This window comes from Amycolatopsis sp. NPDC051071 (assembly GCF_040682875.1).
In the GTDB taxonomy this organism is placed as follows: domain Bacteria; phylum Actinomycetota; class Actinomycetes; order Mycobacteriales; family Pseudonocardiaceae; genus Amycolatopsis.
Genome location: NZ_JBFBBY010000034.1, coordinates 39,307 through 60,492, shown reverse-complemented (window position 1 = coordinate 60,492; position 21,186 = coordinate 39,307). Strand labels below are relative to the sequence as shown.

Here is a 21,186-nt window from a genome sequence, read left to right as displayed (position 1 = left end):
ATCGCCTGGAGGCGGGCCTGCAGCACCTGCAAGGCACGGGCGCGGTTCTGGATCTGCGACTTCTCGTTCTGGCACGAGACGACCACGCCGGTCGGGAGATGCGTGATACGCACCGCCGAGTCGGTCGTGTTGACGGCCTGCCCACCGGGACCGGACGAGCGGTAGACGTCGATCCGCAGGTCGTTGGGGTCGATCTCGACCTGGTCCAGCGCAGCAGGTACCGTGCCACCGTTTGTTCTTGCGTCCTGGCGAGCCGTCTTTGCGCCGTCCCGCCGCGGCGAGCGTGACTGACAACGCGGTGGCGGCGATCCACCACATGACCGGCCCGTAGATCAGTTCGACGGTCACCAGACCACCGGCGCCCACGGTGAGGATGACGAGGGTCCACCAGCGGCGCCGGGCCCGGTGCGAGTGAATCTCGTCGAACCGGTCGGCGAGCTTGTTCGCGCTTTTCGCGGCGGTGTAGAAGTCCTCCACCCGTACCCAGGTCCACCACGCCCGCGCAGAAACCGCCGTACCGCGCGCGACAGCGGCGGGGTAACGGATCGGCGCCCTGGCGACCGTGCCCGCCAGGCGGAGGCCGGTGTGGCGGGCGGTGGCGGCGCTCTGCCACCGCGGCGGCAACCTGGCGACCGCCACCGCCACCACCCGGCGTGCCCGGCGGCGCCGGTACTCCTCCTCACTGAGCAGCTCACCATCCAGCGCGGCGTTCCCGCCAGCGGTGGCGACGGTACTGGCGGGTGCTGGTCGCCAGTTCGGTTCCCGAGCTGGCGCTTGTCTCGCCGGCGCCGTCTGCAGAGACGTCGCCAGTGGTGGTGTGGGCAGGGTCGGGGCTGGTGTCGGACATGCGGGAACTCCTAGTCAGCGCGAGCGTGGACCAGGATCGGGCAGCAGGGTCCAACGCCGCGGTCCAGGCTCGGCGCGTGCGCCGACCGCGCAGCGGTCGCCTGGGTCACGGCGGCTGGGCCTGCTACTTTGCCCGGTCCACGCCGCGCCGACGGCCGTTCCGGTCCCGGAGAAGTAGGCGGTGGTGGTGTCGTTTCTGGTCCCACCACCTGGTCACCGGCCACGGCCGACCCCGTCCAGGCCATCGCTGGCGGCGCTCATCGCCAGCAGCGCGAACCCGGAGATCACCATCAGCCCATCCAGTACGAGGGGACCGACGTACGCGGCGATGGCGCTGTAGCCCCAGACGAGCAACAGGTCGTGCACATGGCCGTAGCTGATCACCGCTGACCCGAGCGCGACCGTGCCGGTCCCGCCGAACCGGGCGAACCGCCACGCCCACCCGTCTGGCCAGCGGACCCTCGACAGCACCTCCACCGACAGCAGCAGCCCGATCGGCCAGACCGCCGACCCGATCTGCGCCGCGATTCCCGGGCTCCAGCCCGGCGGAAACCGCTCGGCGGGCAGCCAGGTGTGCAGCACGTTCGCGGCCACCGACATCACCGACCCGAACACGAACCCCGCCCAGGACACCACCTTTGCGCCTGCTGCCGTCCTCACCGCTAACTCGGCCGCAGTACCAGACGAGGGCGCGTTGATGGTCGTGGCGGTCGGACTGGCGAGGTTGTCGCCAACGTCGGCCGCCAGCGTCCCGACCGGCGCCACCGACCCGTCCGCAACCGATGCGGCAGGGGCGGTGACGACCGGGTCGGCGGATGGCGGTTCGTCAATTCCGGGGTCGCTGCCGGGGCCGCTGGTGACCGGGATGGCGTTGTCCTGGCGGCCGGTGACGCCAGCACTGGCGGGCTGGTCACCGGTCGCGACGTCGTCGGCGGTCAGTTCCGCCACCGCGATCCGTACCCGGTGTTCCGTGGCGCCGGCTAGCTTCGCCAGTGTGGGCCTGCCCGGCAGGGGCTGGCCTCCCGCCCGCGCCTGATCGAACAGTTCCCGGATCTGGCGCACCAGCTTCTCGTGCACCGGAGCGCTCACCGGTCACCGTTGTTCACGACGTCAGCCAGCCGGACGAGGTCGTCGGCCTCGGCGACGCTCAGCCCGATTCCCGTGTCCTGGTAGAGGCGGACCTGCCCGCCCAGCCACTCGGCGAACCCGGCGGCAGCGTCCGGGCCGCTGACTCCCAGCGCAGTGCCGACCTCCAATCAGTCGCCGACCGCACCGGCTCGCAGCAGCCGGGCCACCACGACCCAGCGGCCCGCGGTGACCTCGGCCGCGAGCCGGGTACCGACCGCCAGTTCCGTCCAGTAGTCCTCCACGTCGACGGCCTGCCCAGTCACTGTCGACCCTGCACCGGACTGACTGGCGCTGCGCCATGAACCCCAGCGCTGCACCGCCCGCCACCCCTGGCCCAACCGCGACAACGATCGGCGCCCCGACCACCGGCGGCCGGCCACTACTCCCCGACGAACGCCGCGCCCTCGCGAAAATGCCCGTCCAGGCGAACACGCTGCGCTGATCGCGCGCCCGGACGATCTCGCAGATTCCGCGACGATATGGAGCCCCCGGCGCCGGCGATCACCACCTGGCGCCGGAGGTCGATCCATCCCGATTGCTGCCGGGTGCGGAATCAGTGCACGTTCACCGAAACAGAGTTACCGGTGACCTGCGTGGTCACGTTGGCATTCAGGATGTTTCCGGTGTTCACGTCGAGGTCGAGGTCAGCTGCCGAGGCACTGCCTCCAGAGGTCAGGCTCAGGGTCACGGCAACGGCAAGAACGCCCAGGCTCGCGCCGATGCGCTGGCGAAAGGTCATCACGCTACTCCTTTGATCGGTCTCACTAACGATGGTGAGGTCTCCAGATGGGAGCGAGTAGCGCGCACCGCCCATCCAGCAAAATCGGCAATCAGAGCAATCCTGTTACACCAAACGCGAAATTCCAGAAACACGCGCGCGTGCCAGCACGCTGCTCGGCAGCGCCTTCACCCAGCCTGACCCACCCGACGCTGACAAATCCGCAAGCTAGGTCCGGACAACCCGAGCGATCACCGTCCGGACCTACTTTGCGGGCAGCAGGTCAGCGAGGCGAACTTCCGCAAGGTTCGAGCGGACAGGACACCAGCAGAGGAACGCGGTGGCGTGATTGACCTGGTCGCCGACGAACTGGCAGCCGCCCGGCGTGATGGGCTTGCGGTCGGCGCGGGACCGAATGCTGCGGGATGTGTCAGGTGGCGAACCTGCGGACAATCTGTGCGTGATCGAGGTCGGTGATGCCCCCGAGGTGCTTGGCAAGCCATTGCTCGAACATGCAGACCTGCTTGTCGATGATAAGCAGCAGGCCGCAGGTCATGAGCAAGTCTCGTAGGTGCGAGGCGGCTCGCCAGGGTTAGAGCTGATGAAATGCTCGTGCGTGAGGGCGATCTCGCCACATCCCAGGCCGCGCAGCAGGTTCGCGGCCGCGCCAGCGTTCGGCGGACGCCCGTCGAGCTAGTTCAACTCGATCCGCGGGTTCTCCGCCGAGATGAGCTTGGCGTGCAGCGGCACCAACTCAGGGCGGATGCGTCCGGTGCCGTCGTCGAGGAGGCTGGCCACTCGGTCGGACAGGGTGCAGCGGGTGCAGAGTCTGCCAGAGTGCAGTTGTTCGCTCGGCCAATTGGTGGTCCAGTTGCCGGTTTTCTCCTTAAGGGTTCCGGCAGCACGGGCAGGACGTAGTGGTCATGCGGCGGGCCGGCGCCGGCGACGCGGTGTTCGAATCGGCGTCGCCGACGGCCGGTCGTGATTTAGATTTGAGCGCGCAGCTCGGGATTCCGTGCGGGCTCAGGAGGAGCGTCGACGGACGGGGTAGCCGGTGTCCGTTCGGTATCAACTCGAGGAGCAGGCCGCCCATTTGGGCATTGATTCTCGCCCGTTTAGCGACCCGGAAGGGGCCATATTCGGCGGGGTTAGTGGGAGGTATGGACAGATATTGCCATCGGCGCAATGCTGGAGTGTCTGAAGTGTGTGAAGCGAACGAAGCTGATCATCGAAGCGGGTTCGCGAACTGGCCAAACATGCGTAGCCGGTCAACTATCTGTCACAAGGAGTGTTATGAAAAAGATGAGTGTGTTCCTGGCGCTGCCTGCCGCCTTTTTGCTGACAGCACTGCTGTCCACCGGGGCATCGGCCGAGGTCTCCCACAGGAGACCGGCGTCGGCGTTCGCGGCCTACGTGACCTTGTTCAACCAGACCAATCACGTCCTGACTTTCAGGGCGTCCGGCCTTGACCATGGGTGCTGGAACACCTATCCGCCCAGCCAGATCCAACCTCATACCGCGGTTTACTGGCAGTCCGACAGCTGCGGGGTCCTCACCGGCACCGAAGGCTGGGTGACCTACACCATCGAAAGGTCAGGAGGTCAAGGCTACGCCTACGCGCACTGGAACGTTCCCTTTTCCGGCTCCAATTCCTTCGATGGCACAGCTGGCGGGCTGTTCAAGATGACTGCCCAGGGAAACAACGAACGCCATGCGCAGGTCAACTACTTTCTCGAATGCGTCATTCCCAACTGTTAGGATGGGTCGCCCATAACGTTGAGCGATCCGCTCCATTATAGTTATTGGCCGAGCTGCGGATCGCGCCGTTGCGGGTGCTGCCCGGTCCGGACGCCGCTGAGCTGGCGCTGCTCGCGCACGCCCGCCACGTCCACGCCGAAGGCGGGCGGGCTAGGTGTGCTCGCCGCTGGCCAGCGCGGTCTCCGAGGCGGGGTCCCACCCGCTCTCGGCGATCTGGTGCAAATTCTGGTCATCAGGGGCGCACACGGCGTTCTGAATGGCGCGGCCGACGCGGTGGAGGTCGCGCGCCAGGTCGAGGGTGAGGTTGGTGTCCCGGCACCGCAGTTGTGCGGTGGTCAGCAGCAGCCACGCGTCCCCGCGCGACAAAGTAAGGCTGGTCGGTGGCGCGTTCTGCCACCGTCGCTGGGCTTCTGCGAGCGTACGGGCAAGACCAGATGTCGGGCTCTCGGTCACGGTTGTTCATCGTGCTCCGATCCCGGCCGCGATGGTGCGAACGCGAGCCGGGTAGCCCACGTACGGGTGACATCGAGGACCTGATCGTGGTCAGGCGCTGGCTTCGCCGAACCGGACCGCCTGCCACCTGCGGAGCCATCGTAACGGTCGCAGAGCGCGCCGCGGCAGAGCGCGGGTCGTGGTCATGACCGAGTATCAGCCGTGGCGGCACGGTGCCGCAGGCCGCGCACCGGCCGTCCTGGACGCGAGCGTGCAGCCGGAGCAAGACCTTGCGGGCCTGTGCTCGGGTGGCAGAGCTCGGACGAAGGCGTCAAAGCCGACGTTGTTTCCGCGGCGGAACAGGCGCTCGTCCCCGTCCGACTAGTACTGCTCGGCCGCCGGCAACCCGGCCGTGCGGCACCAGGCCGACGCGGAGATCCCCGGCAGCGGATGGCGAAGCGACCGCTCGGCAGGTGAATTCGTAGAGGACCCCGCCTTCGTCGGAGGCCGTCTACGCGGCGCTGACCTTGCCCGGCGCGCGTTTTCCGGTGTCGCCATGCTGCGGTCAGGGGGCGTAGCGGTTCCAGGTGGTTCCGGCTCTCGTGTCGATTTTGGCGGTGGTGACGGGGTGGTAGCCGAGGGCGTCAGCGACCACGGGGGCCGGCATGGTCAGGACGTGGTGTTCGATGGCCGCGGTGCGTCCGGTGGTGATGGGGATGCCGAGCCCGGTCAGCAGCGGGCCGAGTGATCTGGGGTGCATCGGTTGTCCTGCGCGTCGGCCGGGAACAGCCAGCGGGAGTTCGGGTTGGTGGCGGTGTTCATGTTGTCCCGCTGAACGCCGGGCGGCCGGATCGCCCTACTGGTGGGCGGTGCGCGCCGTCAAAGTAGTTCGGCCACCCGCCGAACCCCTCCGCCGCCCGTCCCTTGTTCCTGTTCCGCTGCCCCTGGCCTCACCCCCCATCCGATGGGCTTGAGAGGTGCGCGAGCGATCCCACGACACGTTCGGCGGGCCCAATGGATCGCCCCGTGGCCCGGATGGTCAGTGCCGGTTGGCCCGGAAGAAGTTCAGCAGCACGGGGTTGACCACGTCCGACCGTTCCCAGTGGACGTTGTGCCCGCACTCGTTGGCCACCATCGTGCTCACCCTGCGGAAGTGCCCGGCCAGCAGACGCTGCACCGGCGGTGACGTGTGCGGGTCGGCGTCCCCCCAAAGCAGCAGGGTGGACACGGTGAGCCGTTCGATCACGGCCCAGTTCAGCGAGGTCGCCCTGGGCTGGACGATCCCGTTGGGCCCGGCCCGGTGATGGATGTCCAGCCACCTGGCGACACCGTCCGGGTCGATCGCGCGGTAGGACGGGCCCAACTCCCGAAAGTGGATGGGCAGCGCGTCGACCTCGGGCGACCGCAACCGCTCCACCATGTCCTGGTAGTCCCGCTCCCGGACCTGAAGCACGCACGCGCCGATCACCAGGCTGTGCAACCGGTCCGGGTGGTTGAGCGCGTAGTCCATCGCGTACCAGCCGCCACCGGCAACGCCGACGACGTGAAACTTCCCGACCCCCAGGAACTCCACGAGGTCGTGCAGATCCTCGATGCCGCTCCTCGGATTGTTCGGGTCCTGCACCGGCGAGTTGGCGTACCCCCGACGCGAGTAGCCGATGACCCGGTACCCCGCACGGGCGAGGTACGGCTGCTGGTACGGCCAGCTTTCGCCACTGCCGCTCAGAGCGTGCAGCAGAACCACCGGCTCACCGGGCCCGCCGGTGTCCCAGTACCACAGCCGCGCCCCGGGCACCTGGAACCAGCCCTGGGTAGCCGGAACCTGCTCGGGCACCGGGATCGGGCGCACCGGGCTGCCGGGGCCTGGGACCGGAACGCCCGGTGGGTGCGCGTCGGCGGTCCCGTTGACCAGGGCCGTGCCGCCGAGGGCGAGCCCGGTTCCCTGCAACAGGGTCCGGCGGGATATCGGAAGCGACGGGTTCGGGTTGGCCTCGGCGTTGCCCATGTGACCTCATCTCGGGTGACCTGTTCCCGCCGACGTGCCGGACGTGCCGAGGAGCCGAACCACTGGCGCATCGGTGAATCACGTGCCGAGGCGGGCGGATGCGGCGGCCGTCCGGACCGTAGCGACGGTCCGCACCCGACTCCAAGTCTCCCACTGGCGGGCCCGGAACCACCACCATCGCAGCAAATCGGGGTCGCCGACTGGGCAAGGTAGGCCGTCGGGCGAGGTGCCAGCAGAGCTGGCCCTTTTCCCGACGACCCCCTCCCAAACCGGACTTGATGGTTTCCCGATCATCCGGCTTTCCAGTGACTACTGCGTGGGTGTCGTGGTTGGTTGCCGCGCGTGGATGGTGTCGTGGCAGAGCGGGCAGACCACGAGGGTCTTGCGTCGCCGTTTCGCCATGAGTTGCGCCCACGCGGGCTGTGGCCGTCCCGGTCTGTCGAGGTCGGCGAGCTTGCGGACGTGGTGAACATCCACCGTGCCGGTCAGCCCGCATATCTCGCACTTGCCCGCCAAGAGCCGGGTAATCAGCTCTTTGCGACGGGCGGTGACCGGGAGAGGATAGCGGTCGGTGAGGACCGCGTTCTTCTTGCGCCGCAATGGAATACCACCGAACCGTGCCACCAGTGGACTTCTACCGTCACGTTCGACACTGGCCTGGAAACAGATGCGCGGCCCGTAGGGCGTCTTGATGGTGGTCTTGAACCGAGCCGCCATCTTCGACACCGTCGAACCGTGCTTACAGGCCAGCGTCTTGAGCAGCGAGGTCTCCATGACCCACCGCACCCGGCTCAGTCGGTGGACATCGCCGGCCATCAGGTAGTACTCCACCAGCCCCCGGTACTCGTCCCCGTAGGTTCGGATGATCGTGTGGACGTCATCGTTCACCAGCCGGGACCGCAGATCGGGTGATCCGCGGACGAGGAACGGGGTACACTTGGCTTTGATCACATCCCGGGGCACGCGCAGTGCGATGACCCCGTTGATTGACCGTTTTCCTCGTGTGATCTTACGGTCGTTGTGCAGGACTGTGATCTCGTAACCGAGGAATCTCGCCGCGCCCGTTCGGGCGTGGGTGATCAGCGTCTTGTCCTCGGACAGCTCCAGCTTGAGGTCGTCACGGAGGAACTGGGCGAGGCGCTGTTTGATCTCCTCGGCTTCGGCCTTTTGGCCCGGTGAACCCGAGCAGGTGGTCGTCTGCGTAGCGGCAGTAGCGCAGTCGCCGGTAACCGGGATCTCGGGGGGGGGGATCCTTGCTTGGCAGGCTGTGCCGCTGCCTACGTAGCTGACGCAGCGCGACTTGGTCTCCACGTCTGCGGGCACGCTTGATTGAGCCGCCCCGAAGCTTCCGGACAGTGGATCAACTAAGGTCCACTTCTGGGAGCGAGGATGCTGGTGTCGTCGAAACGTAGAAGGTTCTCTCCTGAGTATCGGGAGCAGGCCGCGAAGATGGTGATCGAGACGTCACGCCCGACGGCTCAGGTCGCCCGGGAGCTCGGCATCGGTGAGCAGACCCTAGGGAATTGGGTTAACAAGTATCGGCAGGATCACGCGGACGATGAGCCGGCGTTGGATCTTGACGAGCGAGCTCAACTGGAAGAGTTGAAGCGTCAGACCCGGGAACTCAAGATGGAGAATGAGTTCCTAAAAAAATGTGCGGCGTACTTTGCTCAGAATCAACAGTGACCGATAAGTACGAGTTCATCGAGTCGCACAAGGTTGAAGAGAAGAAGTGCGCCTACCCAGTCACATTCATGTGCGGCCATCTCGGCGTGTCCAAATCCGGGTTCTACGAGTGGCGATCCCGACCGGAGTCAGCCACGGCTGAGCGGCGTGAACATCTGAAACTTCTCATTCAGAAGGCATTCGACGACTCGGATGAAACCTATGGCTATCGACGCGTTCACGCCCAGCTCGGGCGGTGGGGTGTCCGAGCTGGTCCGGAGCTGGTGCGGTCGGTGATGCGGGAGCTGGATCTGGTGGCCTGCCAGCCGAAACCGTGGCGTTTCAGTCTAACCGAGTCCGGTGCCAGCGGTCTCATCCCTGACCTCGTCGACCGGGATTTCACCGCTGACGCGCCAGGCGTCAAGATGGTCGGGGATATCACGTATATCCCAACCTGGGAGGGGTGGCTCTATCTGGCGACCGTTATTGATTGTCACACCAAGGCGGTTGTCGGCTGGGCCATGGACGACAACTACAGAACGCCTCTCATTTCTGAGGCGATCGACATGGCGGCGCGAACTCAGGTCATTGCCAATGATGCGATCTTCCACTCCGACCGCGGCAGCAACTATACCTCCACCGAGTTTGCTAAGACTCTCAAATCGCTCAGTATCAGGCAATCGGTCGGCCGGACCGGGATCTGTTACGACAACGCCATGGCCGAGTCATTCTTCGCGGCTTTAAAGAACGAGCGGGTGCACCGCACCGAATACCCCAATCTGGAGCATGCGCGCCGAGACATTGCGGACTATATTGAATTTCGCTATAATACACGACGTCTCCACTCAGGCCATAAATACAAAACCCCGCGCGAGATTCACATCGAGTGCTTGAACGGGATGCAGGCAGCATAGATTCACCCTGAATCACTGTCCGGAAGCCTCGGGGCTCATCAGCGGTAACAGCCGCAGGTTTTCCGGTCACGTCGAACGAACTCATGGCTTCGAAGCCGAGCGGATTCGAACGCGACTGGCGTCGGCCGTCACTCATCTTTTGCGGTGGGCCCGCGAAAATATGTCCAACGAATTCGAAGAGGATCACGAGAACCCATGATGTCGCCCGACGAGTTGACTGCCGGCAACCTTGGTCCGGCTCTACTGGGCAGAGGGACGCAGATTCCGGTGTCCGGCCCGTCAGGGCTTTCAGACTACGCGGTGTCCCCGCTCGGCATGCCGACCGTCTTGTTGCGCGACGGAGTCCGTGTGGCGTTCTTGGCGAGGACATCCACAGAGGACCAGCAGGATCCCCGACAGTCCATCGTGCGCCAGCTCGGCAACTCGAAAGCCGCCATCCCCGAGTCGTGGGTGATCGTCGCCCACTTCTACGACGTCGAGTCAGGACGAATGGATCTTGCTGCTCGGGGGAAGGGCGAGAACTACGACCGATTTGACATCCCCATCGCGCGCGACGGGGGCATCGCCGACCTGCTGGCCGAGTCGGCTGACCCGAAGCGCAGGTTCGATGTCGTGATCTGCGAGAATATCGCGCGGGTCGCCCGTCGGGCCTTCGAGGGTTTGTCGGTCGAGCGTGAGCTTGAGCGAAACGACGTGCCGCTGTTTGCCTCGAACGAGCCCATCACGGTCTCCGGGAGCCGTGCGCAGCGGATTCTGCAACGCCGGATTAACCAGTCCGTGGCCGAGTACGAAGTGCTGAACACGCTCGAACAGTCGTGGGGCGGACTGTGCACCCACGTTCGGGAAGGCTGGAACATCGGCAAACCGAGCCACGGCTACAAGGCAAAGGTCTTCAAACACCCGAACCAGGTCAAAGCGGCCAAGGGCTACACGAAGACACGACTCGAACCGGATGGCTTACGCGGCGAGACGGTCACACAGATGGCTCTGTGGCGGTATTACGAAGGTGTCGGCTGCGACACGATCGCGACCGGCTGAACGAGGATCTCGCCAAGTATCCGCCTCCGATACCTCCTGGAGGGCGGCGGGCGCGCGGAGCTTGGGGTCGCTCCAGCGTCTATGACATCCTGCGGAACCCCAAATACACGGGCTACCAGGTCTACAACCGGCGAGCGACACGATCACGCAGCGGGAAGGTCAACGATCCCGTCAAGTGGGTCTGGTCGTCGGCTCCCGCGCACGAGCCGCTGATTCCGAAGTGGATGTACGACGCGATCAACGCCGGCTGAAAGGGAAAGCAAGGTTCTCGCGACGCGGAGATCCCGAACAAGAACCCCGTTGTCAACAAGACGTACCGGCTCCGTGGGCATCTGTTCCACTCCTGTGGGCGGCGGATGGTCGGTGAGTCACGCCATGAACGGCCGTACTACCTCTGCAGGCCCAGCAACAACAACCGGGGCCGGTCCGATCGGTTCATCGAGCATGAGAAGGCTCTCTACCTGCGTGAGGATGCCTTGCTCGAGGCCGTCGCGAAGTTCTTCGCCGAACGAGTCTTCGGATCTGACCGGAGATTGATCCTGGAAGCCGACTTGGTCGGCACCGACGATCGTGCGGCATCCGAGCGGCAGCGGATCCGGCGGAGACTCGTCGAGATCACCAAACAGCAGGCGTCGATCCTCAAGCAGGCGCAGCAGGGAGACCCGGACGACCCGTTCACGATGGCTTTGCGCGGTGGCTACAACGAGCTGGCAGTCGAGGACAAGCGTCTGCGAACGAAGAACGCGGCCCTGGACGAAGCGGATCAGGTGGATCAGACGAGCGGACCGACCAGTGGTGAACTGTCCTTGATCGACGCTCTACCTCGCTTGGCGATGAACCTGATCGAAGCGCCGGAGCAGTACCTCAAGGCCCTCTTCGAGGCGGTCCAGCTCGCGATCGTGGTTCACGACGACGGTGAGCGTGCGACAATGACGATCAAGCTCCCAGCAGACCAGCTGCCCGAGATCGCTCAGGCGGCGGAGAGGATCACCGAGCCCATGAATCCCCAGAAAGTTCCAGCCCAGCGGGCTGGAACTGCTTGTGGGGTAGTTGTTGGTGCCCCCGGTGAGATTCGAACTCACACTGGACGGGTTTTGAATCCGTTGCCTCTGCCAGTTGGGCTACGGGGGCGTGCCGGATGAACTTTACGGGATCATGGGTACGCGGCTTCCGCCGGGCCCGGGAGTGTGACGACCGTCTGACGTGGTGAACGCCATCTCGCCAACTGGATCGTTCCCGGTAGGCTTCGAGTTCGCGGATCACCCGCGAGCCGAACTGCCCGACGACCCTTCAGGAGGACCCCGGTGACCGAGCAGGCTGCCGAGGCCAATGGTGCCGTCGCCGCACCTCAGCGGCGGGTGCTCGTGGCCGAGGACGAGGCGCTCATCCGTCTCGACCTCGTCGAAATGCTCCGCGAAGAGGGTTACGAGGTCGTCGGTGAGGCCGGAGACGGTGAGCAGGCCATCAACCTGGCCACCGAATTGAAGCCTGACCTGGTGATTCTCGATGTCAAGATGCCCAAGCTCGACGGGATCGAGGCCGCGTCCAAGATCACCGGCGACCGGATCGCGCCAGTGGTCATCTTGACCGCGTTCAGTCAGCGCGACCTGGTCGAACGGGCCAGGGACGCGGGCACGATGGCGTACCTAGTCAAACCCTTCGCCAAACGTGATTTGGTGCCCGCCATCGAGCTGGCCGTGAGCCGGTTCGCCGAGCTCCAGGCCCTCGAGTCCGAGGTCGCGGGCCTCACTGACCGGCTCGAGACCCGCAAGGTCATCGACCGGGCCAAGGGCCTGCTGATGAGCCGCCAGGGTCTCACCGAGCCGGACGCCTTCCGCTGGATACAGCGCACCGCGATGGACCGCCGGACCACGATGAAGGCGGTGGCCGAGGCCGTCGTCGAGAGCATCGGCTGACGGATCCCGACTTGCCGTGAAGGCCCCCTTCTCTACTTTTGACGGTAGGAAAGGGGGCCTTCACGGCATTCGGGCGCAGGTGCAGTCCTGCCACGGACACCTTTGTGAGTGGTGATTCGGTCTATCGGGCCGAAGGGCATCCGGTGACTGTGTGGATTTTGACGCGTTGGGTGATCCAAAATCCACACAGTCCGTCTGACCCACGTGGCCGAGGGCGGCGATCCGCTCGTAGGCGGCGACCAGCCGTTCCGCGATCTTCAGCCGGGCGTGCACGGCGGGCCCGGTGACGAGCGCCAGGTACCCGGACGGCGGAAGTGTCCTTGACTCGGCGGGCGGGCCGGGATCGCCGGGTTGCGAGTCCGGGACCTGCGGCGGGCGGAGGCGGAAGGACGTCTGCGCCGTATGTCCCGGCATGCCCTCGCGCCGGGAGTCTTGCGAGGGAAGGGATCCGCTCGTGACCGCGCGACGGCGGGCCAGTACTGGGCTCTCGCGGACGGCGCTGTCGCGCCGTCGCGTGTGTACGCGATCTCCGCCCAGGTCTTCCCGTCGAGCCTCGCGGCGACCACGGCCGCCAACTTGAATTGCTCGACGATCTGCGAAGTCCCGCCAAGGCTTCCGGCGACCCGCACTCACTCGAAACTAGGCGAGCCCTTGTCATTTCCCGCCTTGTCCGGCTCGGTGTTCCGCAATTCCGCACTCGGTAGAGATCACCTTCGGGGGTGAGCGTCGCATCCGGCCTTGTTCGTGGCGGAACGCCGGGGCTTTTCGCCATACTCCCGCGGGTGATGGAAATAATGATTCCGTTTTCCGTCCTGGTGCGAAAAAGGATCACTTGGGGCGGTTTGCCAGCTCAAGGCGGGCTGGATCCCGCCGACCACCACGGTAAGGAAACGGGCGCTTGACCCTTTTGGCTTAGCCGAAAGGCACAGGGCTCCGGTGGCGCGTGCACTGGTCGCGACCCGGTGGCACTGGGCACGATTCCGGTACTGGTTGTTCACCGAATAAAGGGGAGTTCGATGCAGACCACCGTCGTCGACAATGTCCGGTCGCTGTTCGCCGCTTCCGGGATCGCCGCCCCGGAAGCCGGGCAGGCCGATTTCACCATCGACCGGTTCGACAACTGGTGCAACCAGGCGGCAGACGTGGTTTTCGGCTGCTTCACGGGTGCGTGCTGCGTCGCGCCGCCGCTCGCTGAAGTGTGTTAGGGGCGCGGTGCCCTCCGCAACACGTGGGCGGTTCACCGTCGCCTCTACGATGAAGGTGTGGACGAACGACCGATCACGACAGCGCAGCTGAACTTCCGGCGAGTCGCCGACGAGCTCGAACGCATGGAAAACCGGGATCGTTTCACCTATATCTTCAGATCGCGGCTCTGGAGTTCCTCGTCGGTTTCCGGGCCGGGGTCGGAGTGGGCTCAGACCCAGCGGCTGCGTGACCTGTTGCCGGGGCTTCTCGATCGCTTCGGCGTGCGGACCCTGCTCGATCTGCCGTGCGGGGACTTTGGCTGGCTCAGCGAGGTGGATCTCGATCTCGACCGGTACATCGGGGCCGACATCGTCGCCGACCTGGTCGAGCGGAACGCCGCGCGGTTCGCCGGCGATCCGGTGCGGGAGTTCCTGCTGCTCGACCTGACCGGCGATCCGCTGCCGGAAGCCGATTTGGTGCTGTGCCGGGACTGCCTGGTGCATTTGAGTTTCGCCGATATCGGGCGGGCGTTGCGCAACCTCCGCCGTTGTGGCGCGCGGTATCTGCTCACCACGACTTTCACCGAACTGGAAACGAACGTGGACATCGTGTCGGGCGACTGGAGGCCGGTGAACCTGTGCCGGGAACCGTTCGGGTTCCCGGCACCGCTGGAGGTACTGGTCGAAGGCTGTACCGAGGAGAACGGGGCCTACGCCGACAAGTCGCTGGGGTTGTGGGAGATCGCCGCGATCGTGGACTGATCGTTCAGTACCGGAGCCAGGGCCCGGTCATCGCGGCGAGCAGGCTGTGCTGCGGATCGTCGGCGCCCAGCTCCCACATCATCATGCCCGCCAAGCGTTGGCGTTTCGCGAACAGCGAGCGGTCCTGGATCGATCGCGGGTTCTCGTAGCTCACCCACACCTTCTTCTCCGGGTTCCAGAGGTACGGCGACCGGACGACCGGGTCCCAGCCCTTGCGGAAGCCGGCGTCACCGGCCCACTCCGGGCTCATGAGGACCTTGTAGTCGACGAACCGCATGGCCGTATACGGCTGGTACAGCCCGTCGTTCGCGGTCGACGTGACGGTGAACGCGCGGCCGTAGAAGGGAACGCCGAGGACGATTTTCTCGCGCGGGACGCCGTGCTCGGTCATGTACTTCAGTGCGCCGGCGTTGTTGTTGTACTCGTCGTTCGGATCGCCGGGCCGCTTGACCAGCGGGTCGTTGAAACAGGAGAACTTCGAGTAGCCCGTGCAGAAGTCGTACGTCATCAAATTGAAGATGTCGACGAGTCTGCCGACCTCGCGCAGGTCGAAACTCCTCGCCGCGTCGTAGGGCGCGCCACCGGTGCCGGTGCCGTCGTCCTGGACCCGGCCCGCCGGGATGTCCGCGGAGATCTTCATGGCGCGGGCGGGCCTGCCGTGCGCACGGGCATAGCGCCGAAGCTGTGTCCGGAACTCCTTGAGCAGCAAGGTGAAGTTCGCGCGGTCGGCGGGTGAGTTGCCGATACTGGGCAGCCCGCCGGAGACGGGGAACTCCCAGTCGACGTCGAAACCGTCGACCAGCCCGGCCGGGAACACGCTCAGCCAGTTGTCCACACAGGACTTGACGAAGGCGCGCCGGGATTCCGCGGTCGCGGCACCGGCGCCGAATCCCGGCGCGGCCCAGCCGCCGATGGAAATCAGCACGGTCAGGCCGGGGTGGTCGCGTTTCACCGCCGCGAGACTGTCGATGTCCTTGCGCTGCTTGGCATCCGGGACGCTGCACCGCCCGCCTGCCGGGGAGGCGAACCAGTAGGTGAGGGTGTTCAGCATTTCCCACGGCACCTGATCCGCGGGTGGCGTGCCACCCCAGAACGCCTCCAGTACCGGCCGGCCCGGTGCCGGGACGGCCTCGGTCTCCGGTGTCCCGGAAGCGGGGGAGACGGGGAGCAGCAACAAGACCGCGGCCAGGCATAAGCCGAGTCGTGACGTGAGTTTCTTCGGTCGCACGGGAAAGGCCTTTCGTCTGGACGGGGGTGGGGTGGTCACGGCGCGCTTCGCAGATCCCTGATCGAACGGACCGCGAGCAGCAGCACGGTACAGACGAGCCCGAGGATGGTCGCGAGGATCATCAGCGGCCGCGCGCCGAGCAGGCTCGCCATCGGACCGGCGAGCGAGCGGCCCAGCACCAGCGCGAGCAGGGAACCGGAGACGTCGTAGGCGTAGACCCGGTTCAGCAGTTCCGCGGGGATCTGCGTCTGGACCGTCGTGGACCACAGGACGCCCCAGTAGGCAAGGCCGAAACCGGCCAGTGCCCAGCCGACGATGAGCATGGCCACCGGCAGCCCGACGGCGGGCGTGATCGGGTACAGCGCGAACAACGCCCAGCCGATCGCGCCGGACAGCAGCGGACGGCCCGGCCGGACACGCATCGCGATGGCGCCGCCCGCGACACCGCCCGCGCCGAAGGCCGCCATCCCGATGCCCAGCGCGGTCGAACCGTAGTCCGAGACGACCAGTTCCGCGCCGACCGGCAGGGACACGCCCGCCACGAAACAGCCGTACACCAAGTGGATCGCGATCACCCCCCAGAGCCACCGGCGCGCCGCGAACTCCCGCCAGCCCTCGACCAGTTGACGCCAGAAGGACGGTTCGCTGTCCTCAGTGGACTCAACCGGGGTGAGCCGCAGCGCGAACAGGCAGATCGCGCTGATGCCGTACGTCGCGGCGTAGATCCCGAACACGGTCCCGGTTCCGGCGACGGCGACCAGCACCCCGGCGAGTGCCGGGCCGAGCACTCCGGAAATCGCTTCGGAGATCCGCAGGATGCCGTTCGCGCCCTGGACGTCGCCCGCGACCTGCGGGACCATACTCGCCACGCCGGGCTGGAACAGTGCGGTGGCCGCGCCGCTGAGGAACTGCAGCACGACGATCGTCGGCAGCGACGGTGTCCCGACGACGAAGGCGACCGCCATCCCGCCCTGGACGACCAGCCGGACGAGGTCCGCGATGATCATCATCCGGCGTGGCGTGAACCGGTCCGCGAGCACACCGCCGAACAGCATGAACAACGCGAGCGCGCCCATCCACGCGCCGAGGGCGTAGCCGACGCCGTCGATGCCGTAACCCGCCGCCAGCACGGCGATCGAGAGCGCGACGGGCAGCATCGCGTCACCCAGCATCGAGCCGCTGCGCGCGGTGAGGTAGAGCTTGAAGTTGCCGGACCAGAGCCGTCCGGCGGCCGGCTTTCCCTCTCCGGTCAGGGTTTCCGTGTCGTGGCTCATGCCGGCACTTCCCGTCCGCTCGCGGTTTCGATGGCGGTGGCCGCCCAGGCTCCCGGGTCAAGTGGATCGGCGGGAGGCTCGGCACAGATCACGTAGTGGTGCGGTGCCAGCGCGGTGGGCCGTCCCGGCAACGCGGCCAGTACCTTCGCGTGCAAATCCGCGGGGTGGGCGGGCCCGGTCAGATGGCACACCAGCCGGTGGCCGAGTACGTCGTCCGGCTCCGCGGTCACCAGATGGGGCCGGTCACCGAGCACACCGGAGACCAGTTCCCGGACGGCGTCCAGTTCGACCCAGCAGGAATCCGAGAGATACCAGCCTTCTCCGCGTTCGATGGGTGTGAGCGTGGTGAGTGAATGCAGTTCCTTCAACGGAAGGTCCGTCTCGGCCGCCGCACGCAGCAACGCCAGCAGGCCGCGGCCGAACTCGGTCACCTGGGTGGTGTCGAGACAGCCGGGGTCGACCCACAGCGTCAGATCCAGTTCGGTGTCGAGGCGGTACAGGCAGCCGAAGAAGCGGGTCGGGATGTCCTCCTGCGGCAGGATTTCGAGCCTGCCACCGATTTCGGGATCGTCTTCGACGTCCGGCCCGCCCGGCAGCCACACCGACGGCAGCCTGCTGTACGCGGCGCGAGGCGGCTCGCCGACCGCGGTGTCGCCCAGCGCGCTCATGTCGTTAAAAACCAGATCCCTGGCGAAGGAGAAACCGCGTTCCTCGGTGACCCGGGTGATCACTTCCCAGATGGCGTTCGCTTCGAACCAGCTGTGCCGGTACGCGGGCATGGAGGCGGCGCGGACCGCGTGGACCAGTTCGTCGAACGTCTCCGGGATGGTGACCGGGAGCAGCGCGTCCTGCGCCATCGAACCGAAGAAGCGGCGCAACTGCTTGAGCACCCGGTTGCCGGACAGCGACGTCGTCACGCACGCGGATTGCGCGGTCCAGTGTGCGATCAGCGCGTTGAGCGCGGCGAGGGCGATGGCGGACGGGCTCGCGCTGGTCCGTTCGGCGATCGTCGCGATATGACCCATCGCGGCCCGCGAACGGATCCGCAGCCCCGGCCGGAGGAAGCCGGTCCCGGTGGCGCGCAAGGGGAACATCGCCTGCGGAACGGTGCGGAGTTTGGTCTCCCAGTACCGCGTGGCCGCCTGGCCCAGCCGCTGCACGGCCGGCGTCTTCTCGAGTTCGACGACGTCGAGAGGCTGCGGTGAGTCGTCATCGGGCAGTGCGCGCCCGGCGGTCAGCTCGGTCCACTCGCCGAGCAGGAGTTCGCAGGTGGCGACGTCCATCGCCGCGTGGCTCACCACCCAGACAAGATGGCGCGGGACGGCGTTTTCGGTCACCACGGCGAGCCGCAGCGGCGGTTCCACGGTCAGGTCGAAGACCCGGGACCGCAGGACACGCGCGGTGCTTTCTGCCGTTTCGAGCGTGTTGCCGCCGCTCTCGACGACCTCGGCCATCAGCTCGCCTTCCGCGAGCACGTGCTGGAGTGTGCGGTCGCCGAACGAGTACGTCGTCCGGAGCGACTCGTGGCGTTCGAGCAGAACCCGGACCCAGTCCGCGATCCGCTCCAGTGACGCGCCGGGCACGTCGAACACCATGGCGAGGTTGAGCCGCGTCGGATCGTCGTCGAGGGTGATGGCGCGGACGATGTTCGCGTGGCCGAACGCCAGCGGACCGGAGCGTGCCGTCTTGCCGGTGAAACGGACCTGGAACCGGGTCATTTCGTCACCTCGTGGGTCGGGCGGGTCAGTGGGGCGGCGGTGGTTTCGAACCGGCAGAAGGCGACGGTCGCGTCGTCGTGGTGCTTCCCGGCGAAGCGGCCGCGCGTGGTGCGGAGTTCGGCGCGGCGGGTCTCGCCGACGACGGCGGCCGGGCCGTCGAGTTCGGCGACGTCGAGCAGCTGGGTCCAGGTCCACCCGTAGCGTTCGACGAGCCGGTACGCGCCGTCGGTGAGGAGCGCCGCGCGACGCAGCCGCGAGAGTTCCACGGTGCCGGTGCGAGCCTGGTCGGCGGCGGCCGGATCACTGCCCGCGACCCAGAACCCGCCCGGCGCGTTGCGCAGCGGCCGGACCTCCTGCCATGACAGGTGCAGGAGCCGGTCGATCCGGTCGTCGATGACGGCTTCGACGGTGCCGTCGAGCCGTTCGAGCACCACGGCCGCGTCGCTGAGCACCAGGTAGTCGGCCAGGCCGTCGCGTTCACGCAGGATCGCCACGGTGGCGGTCGGGCCACAGGGATTGCCGAGATCGCAGGTGGCGGCGTGGGCGTCGCGGACCGACTCGATGGCCTCGCGGAGGATGGCACGCAGGTCTTCGGCGGGACGTTCGACGAGGAGCCGGTCCAGGGCGGTGCCGAGCCGCGCCACCAGCCAGCGGACGTCGTGCACACAGCCGGTTTCCGCGCCCGGTTCCGCTGTCGCGCCGTCGATGACCAGCGCGTGACGGCTCCCCGACAGCGCCAGATCCTCGTTGACCAGGCCGTCACCGGGCTGGGAAAGACGATCGACTTTCATGCTTCTTCCTTTTCGTAGGCGAGCCACTGGGCCAGTGCGCGGATGCCTTGATCGAGTTCCGTCGCCGGTTCGTCGGCGACCAGGGGTGGGGCGGCCGGGCCGGGCGACGGCGGCGGCCAGCTGACCGGCACCCGCCGGACGGTGCGGGCGACCGCGTCGGCCAGTTCCTGGCTGGTCAACGGTGAAGGCGTCGCGACGGTCCGCCGCGGCACGGGCTGGTGCAGGAGGTGGTGCACGGCCAGCGCGATGTCACGGATGTAGGCGGGCCGGTGAGTCGCCTCCGCTGGTACGCCCGCCTCGATCGGTTGTGCCAGCAGGGCTTGCCGGGTGAACGTCTCCAGCACGGAATAGCCCTCGATACCGGGACCGTAGGGTGAGCCGGTCCGCAGGACGCTGGTTCCCGGCGCGGCGGCGGGAACGGGGGCGCCGGGAGGGCAGACCTGGACGACGTGCCGCGCCGTCACGGGCGGCAGGGCGGAACCGGGTTCGACGACGTGGACCACGGCGTCGACGTCGGACCCGGCCACGATGTCGTAGCCGCGATCGGCCAGATGACGTGCGATCTCCCGGCCGAGCGGGCGATGGGCGCCGGTGACGAGGACGCGTTCCCGCCGTCGCGTTGGCGAACGCCGGGCCTGGGTACCGGCCTCGTGGCCGAGCCGGGCTAATTCGGCCAGCGCGGGCCGCAGGGTCCGGAGCGTGGAAGCGCCGACGGTGGTGCACACCCCGCCCGCGCCGATCGTGCCCAGTGCGAGGGAACCGACCCGGTCGAGCCGTCGTCCGCGACCGAGCGCGCCGAGAAGGTAAGCCGTGGTCCAGAGTCCTTCGATGGCGTCTTCGCCGAGATGCCGGTCCAACGCGGCGAGCGGCTGGAACGCCGACCCGGTGACTTCGAACCGTTGTTTCTGGCAGGCGTCGAAATCCAGCCCCGCCCGGCCGAAATACCGCTCGGCGTCGATGGTCACCCGTCTTCCGCCCTCACGGACGACGCACTGGGCGATCCCGTGTTTGAAGAACGGGATCACGGCGGGATCGAGCGGGCCAGAGCCGAGCGACCAGTCGTCGCCGGGCGGGACGGCGAAGCACGCCGAGCGCCGCGAGCCGTGGGAATCGTTGCGCAGCACGCTGGGTTCGTCCGCGTGCTCGACGAGATTCGGCGCGGCCAGCAGCACCGGTACCCCGGCCGCGCGCAGGTACCGGGACATGACGACGTCGTCGGGCCAGGTCGAACCGTGTGCTTTGGCGAAGTCCGCGAAGCCGGCGGCGATCTGGGCGGGCAGTGCCAGCGCGACGGTGGGGGTGTACTCCTGCGTCGCGGTGACCCAGCTCGCCCCGGCAAGCGCGGCGAGCCGGACGGCGGCGCCGTTGCGGGAGTTCCAGTTGGTGTAGAAGGCGATTCCGGCGTGGGGCGCGGCCGCGACGGCCGACAGGGCGTGGTCGAAGAAGCCGTCGGCGAGCACGGCGTCGTCCTGGAGTACCAGGTGATGGGTGGTGCCTTCGGCGATCGCGGACCAGGCCCGGATCGCGGTGCGCAGGGCGGTCGGCGGTCCGGCCGGATCCGGATCGGTGACCGGCCGCAGCGCTCCGGCAGGCGCGGCGGCCAGCAGGCGGCCCTCGAGTCCCGGCCGTCGGGGATGGGTCATGACGGCACCGGTGAGCACTGTGTCGTGGCGTGAAATCGGAGTGGTCACGTGACTGGTCCAATCAGGACATGAATTCGAGACGGTCCAGAACGGAATCTAGGTCCGCGCCCTCCGGCACCACCAGAAGTTGGCCGAAAGCGGACTCTCTGAGCGGCGAAACGGGCCC

23 protein-coding genes, 1 tRNA gene and 1 pseudogene are annotated in these 21,186 nt (G+C 67.0%); 8 read left to right on the top strand and 17 right to left on the bottom strand.

Going from position 1 to position 21,186, the window contains the following annotated elements; translation table 11 throughout:
- From AB0M65_RS14480 to AB0M65_RS14460, 5 genes and pseudogenes are all read right to left on the bottom strand, one after another.
- A pseudogene (locus tag AB0M65_RS14480) lies at positions 1 to 203 on the bottom strand (peptide chain release factor-like protein); the annotation flags it as partial.
- Between the two features lie 856 nt (positions 204 to 1,059).
- On the bottom strand, positions 1,060 to 1,935 hold the full coding sequence (locus tag AB0M65_RS14475) for a hypothetical protein (RefSeq protein WP_364026788.1): 876 nt from the start codon (positions 1,933 to 1,935) through the stop codon (positions 1,060 to 1,062).
- Positions 1,932 to 2,102, bottom strand: coding sequence for a hypothetical protein (locus AB0M65_RS14470; RefSeq protein ID WP_364026785.1), 171 nt, complete (start codon positions 2,100 to 2,102; stop codon positions 1,932 to 1,934). Before AB0M65_RS14470 ends, AB0M65_RS14475 begins: the two co-directional genes overlap by 4 nt.
- The gene (locus AB0M65_RS14465) at positions 2,103 to 2,237 is read right to left on the bottom strand and encodes a hypothetical protein (RefSeq protein ID WP_364026782.1); all 135 of its coding nucleotides are present in this window, start codon (positions 2,235 to 2,237) and stop codon (positions 2,103 to 2,105) included. It abuts the gene before it with no gap.
- Positions 2,238 to 2,527: 290 nt separating this feature from the next.
- Positions 2,528 to 2,713, bottom strand: coding sequence for a hypothetical protein (locus AB0M65_RS14460; RefSeq protein ID WP_364026779.1), 186 nt, complete (start codon positions 2,711 to 2,713; stop codon positions 2,528 to 2,530).
- Between the two features lie 328 nt (positions 2,714 to 3,041).
- Here AB0M65_RS14460 and AB0M65_RS14455 point away from each other — a divergent pair, with 328 nt between their 5' ends.
- Together AB0M65_RS14455 and AB0M65_RS14450 are read left to right on the top strand one after the other, a co-directional pair.
- A complete protein-coding gene (locus AB0M65_RS14455; RefSeq protein WP_364026776.1) occupies positions 3,042 to 3,263 on the top strand; it encodes a hypothetical protein in 222 nt (73 codons plus the stop codon).
- 722 nt (positions 3,264 to 3,985) lie between these two features.
- Positions 3,986 to 4,450: a hypothetical protein gene (locus AB0M65_RS14450; protein WP_364026773.1), complete on the top strand. Its 465-nt coding sequence runs from the start codon at positions 3,986 to 3,988 to the stop codon at positions 4,448 to 4,450.
- 150 nt (positions 4,451 to 4,600) lie between these two features.
- Here the strand turns inward: AB0M65_RS14450 and AB0M65_RS14445 are convergent, their stop codons facing one another.
- From AB0M65_RS14445 to AB0M65_RS14430, 4 genes are all read right to left on the bottom strand, one after another.
- Positions 4,601 to 4,816 (bottom strand): hypothetical protein, encoded by a 216-nt coding sequence (locus tag AB0M65_RS14445; RefSeq protein WP_364026770.1) that lies wholly within the window; start codon positions 4,814 to 4,816, stop codon positions 4,601 to 4,603.
- Between the two features lie 631 nt (positions 4,817 to 5,447).
- Positions 5,448 to 5,642 (bottom strand): hypothetical protein, encoded by a 195-nt coding sequence (locus AB0M65_RS14440; RefSeq protein ID WP_364026767.1) that lies wholly within the window; start codon positions 5,640 to 5,642, stop codon positions 5,448 to 5,450.
- Positions 5,643 to 5,921: 279 nt separating this feature from the next.
- A complete protein-coding gene (locus tag AB0M65_RS14435; protein WP_364026764.1) occupies positions 5,922 to 6,887 on the bottom strand; it encodes an alpha/beta hydrolase in 966 nt (321 codons plus the stop codon).
- A 309-nt stretch (positions 6,888 to 7,196) separates the two neighbouring features.
- Positions 7,197 to 8,198, bottom strand: coding sequence for a group II intron reverse transcriptase/maturase (locus tag AB0M65_RS14430; RefSeq protein WP_364026761.1), 1,002 nt, complete (start codon positions 8,196 to 8,198; stop codon positions 7,197 to 7,199).
- 84 nt (positions 8,199 to 8,282) lie between these two features.
- Here AB0M65_RS14430 and AB0M65_RS14425 point away from each other — a divergent pair.
- From AB0M65_RS14425 to AB0M65_RS14415, 3 genes are all read left to right on the top strand, one after another.
- Positions 8,283 to 9,466, top strand: a protein-coding gene (locus AB0M65_RS14425) for an IS3 family transposase (protein ID WP_364026791.1) whose coding sequence is annotated in 2 segments (ribosomal slippage) — positions 8,283 to 8,547 and positions 8,547 to 9,466 — 1,185 coding nt in all. Because the reading frame shifts where the segments join, the coding sequence is not laid out codon by codon here.
- 195 nt (positions 9,467 to 9,661) lie between these two features.
- The gene (locus tag AB0M65_RS14420) at positions 9,662 to 10,504 is read left to right on the top strand and encodes a recombinase family protein (protein ID WP_364026758.1); all 843 of its coding nucleotides are present in this window, start codon (positions 9,662 to 9,664) and stop codon (positions 10,502 to 10,504) included.
- Positions 10,456 to 10,755, top strand: coding sequence for a recombinase family protein (locus AB0M65_RS14415; RefSeq protein WP_364026755.1), 300 nt, complete (start codon positions 10,456 to 10,458; stop codon positions 10,753 to 10,755). Before AB0M65_RS14420 ends, AB0M65_RS14415 begins: the two co-directional genes overlap by 49 nt.
- Positions 10,756 to 11,322: 567 nt before the next feature.
- Here the strand turns inward: AB0M65_RS14415 and AB0M65_RS14410 are convergent.
- Positions 11,323 to 11,586 (bottom strand): hypothetical protein, encoded by a 264-nt coding sequence (locus tag AB0M65_RS14410; RefSeq protein ID WP_364026752.1) that lies wholly within the window; start codon positions 11,584 to 11,586, stop codon positions 11,323 to 11,325.
- Positions 11,559 to 11,635 (bottom strand) — tRNA-Leu (locus tag AB0M65_RS14405). Before AB0M65_RS14405 ends, AB0M65_RS14410 begins: the two co-directional genes overlap by 28 nt.
- A gap of 173 nt (positions 11,636 to 11,808) precedes the next feature.
- On the opposite strand from AB0M65_RS14405, the gene AB0M65_RS14400 reads away from it, so the two are divergent.
- Positions 11,809 to 12,420, top strand: coding sequence for a response regulator (locus AB0M65_RS14400; RefSeq protein WP_005157321.1), 612 nt, complete (start codon positions 11,809 to 11,811; stop codon positions 12,418 to 12,420).
- A 257-nt stretch (positions 12,421 to 12,677) separates the two neighbouring features.
- Here the strand turns inward: AB0M65_RS14400 and AB0M65_RS14395 are convergent, their stop codons facing one another.
- Positions 12,678 to 13,049 (bottom strand): hypothetical protein, encoded by a 372-nt coding sequence (locus AB0M65_RS14395; RefSeq protein WP_364026747.1) that lies wholly within the window; start codon positions 13,047 to 13,049, stop codon positions 12,678 to 12,680.
- A 387-nt stretch (positions 13,050 to 13,436) separates the two neighbouring features.
- Here AB0M65_RS14395 and AB0M65_RS14390 point away from each other — a divergent pair, with 387 nt between their 5' ends.
- Complete coding sequence (locus AB0M65_RS14390) at positions 13,437 to 13,625, top strand: hypothetical protein (protein WP_364026744.1); 189 nt, start codon at positions 13,437 to 13,439, stop codon at positions 13,623 to 13,625.
- Positions 13,626 to 13,682: 57 nt separating this feature from the next.
- Positions 13,683 to 14,366, top strand: coding sequence for a class I SAM-dependent methyltransferase (locus AB0M65_RS14385; RefSeq protein ID WP_364026741.1), 684 nt, complete (start codon positions 13,683 to 13,685; stop codon positions 14,364 to 14,366).
- Between the two features lie 4 nt (positions 14,367 to 14,370).
- Here AB0M65_RS14385 and AB0M65_RS14380 read toward each other — a convergent pair whose 3' ends face one another.
- Genes AB0M65_RS14380 through AB0M65_RS14360 form a run of 5 tightly spaced genes read right to left on the bottom strand, consistent with a single transcriptional unit; the run spans position 14,371 to position 21,068 of the window.
- Positions 14,371 to 15,594: a glycoside hydrolase family 18 protein gene (locus AB0M65_RS14380; protein WP_364026738.1), complete on the bottom strand. Its 1,224-nt coding sequence runs from the start codon at positions 15,592 to 15,594 to the stop codon at positions 14,371 to 14,373.
- A gap of 35 nt (positions 15,595 to 15,629) precedes the next feature.
- Positions 15,630 to 16,868 (bottom strand): MFS transporter, encoded by a 1,239-nt coding sequence (locus AB0M65_RS14375; protein WP_364026735.1) that lies wholly within the window; start codon positions 16,866 to 16,868, stop codon positions 15,630 to 15,632.
- Positions 16,865 to 18,586 (bottom strand): condensation domain-containing protein, encoded by a 1,722-nt coding sequence (locus tag AB0M65_RS14370; protein ID WP_364026732.1) that lies wholly within the window; start codon positions 18,584 to 18,586, stop codon positions 16,865 to 16,867. The genes AB0M65_RS14375 and AB0M65_RS14370 overlap by 4 nt, the downstream gene beginning before the upstream one ends.
- Positions 18,583 to 19,377, bottom strand: a complete 795-nt coding sequence (locus AB0M65_RS14365; protein WP_364026729.1) for a protein phosphatase 2C domain-containing protein — start codon at positions 19,375 to 19,377, stop codon at positions 18,583 to 18,585. Before AB0M65_RS14365 ends, AB0M65_RS14370 begins: the two co-directional genes overlap by 4 nt.
- The gene (locus tag AB0M65_RS14360) at positions 19,374 to 21,068 is read right to left on the bottom strand and encodes a hypothetical protein (protein ID WP_364026726.1); all 1,695 of its coding nucleotides are present in this window, start codon (positions 21,066 to 21,068) and stop codon (positions 19,374 to 19,376) included. Before AB0M65_RS14360 ends, AB0M65_RS14365 begins: the two co-directional genes overlap by 4 nt.
- Between the last annotated feature and the right edge of the window lie 118 nt (positions 21,069 to 21,186).

Excerpts from the sequence above, each read along its gene's own strand:
- AB0M65_RS14460 (WP_364026779.1), bottom strand. The coding sequence starts at position 2,713 with ATGACCTTTCGCCAGCGCATCGGCGCGAGCCTGGGCGTTCTTGCCGTT.
- AB0M65_RS14450 (WP_364026773.1), top strand. The coding sequence starts at position 3,986 with ATGAAAAAGATGAGTGTGTTCCTGGCGCTGCCTGCCGCCTTTTTGCTG.
- AB0M65_RS14440 (WP_364026767.1), bottom strand. The coding sequence starts at position 5,642 with ATGCACCCCAGATCACTCGGCCCGCTGCTGACCGGGCTCGGCATCCCC.
- AB0M65_RS14435 (WP_364026764.1), bottom strand. The coding sequence starts at position 6,887 with ATGGGCAACGCCGAGGCCAACCCGAACCCGTCGCTTCCGATATCCCGC.
- AB0M65_RS14420 (WP_364026758.1), top strand. The coding sequence starts at position 9,662 with ATGATGTCGCCCGACGAGTTGACTGCCGGCAACCTTGGTCCGGCTCTA.
- AB0M65_RS14390 (WP_364026744.1), top strand. The coding sequence starts at position 13,437 with ATGCAGACCACCGTCGTCGACAATGTCCGGTCGCTGTTCGCCGCTTCC.
- AB0M65_RS14375 (WP_364026735.1), bottom strand. The coding sequence starts at position 16,868 with ATGAGCCACGACACGGAAACCCTGACCGGAGAGGGAAAGCCGGCCGCC.
- AB0M65_RS14370 (WP_364026732.1), bottom strand. The coding sequence starts at position 18,586 with ATGACCCGGTTCCAGGTCCGTTTCACCGGCAAGACGGCACGCTCCGGT.
- AB0M65_RS14365 (WP_364026729.1), bottom strand. The coding sequence starts at position 19,377 with ATGAAAGTCGATCGTCTTTCCCAGCCCGGTGACGGCCTGGTCAACGAG.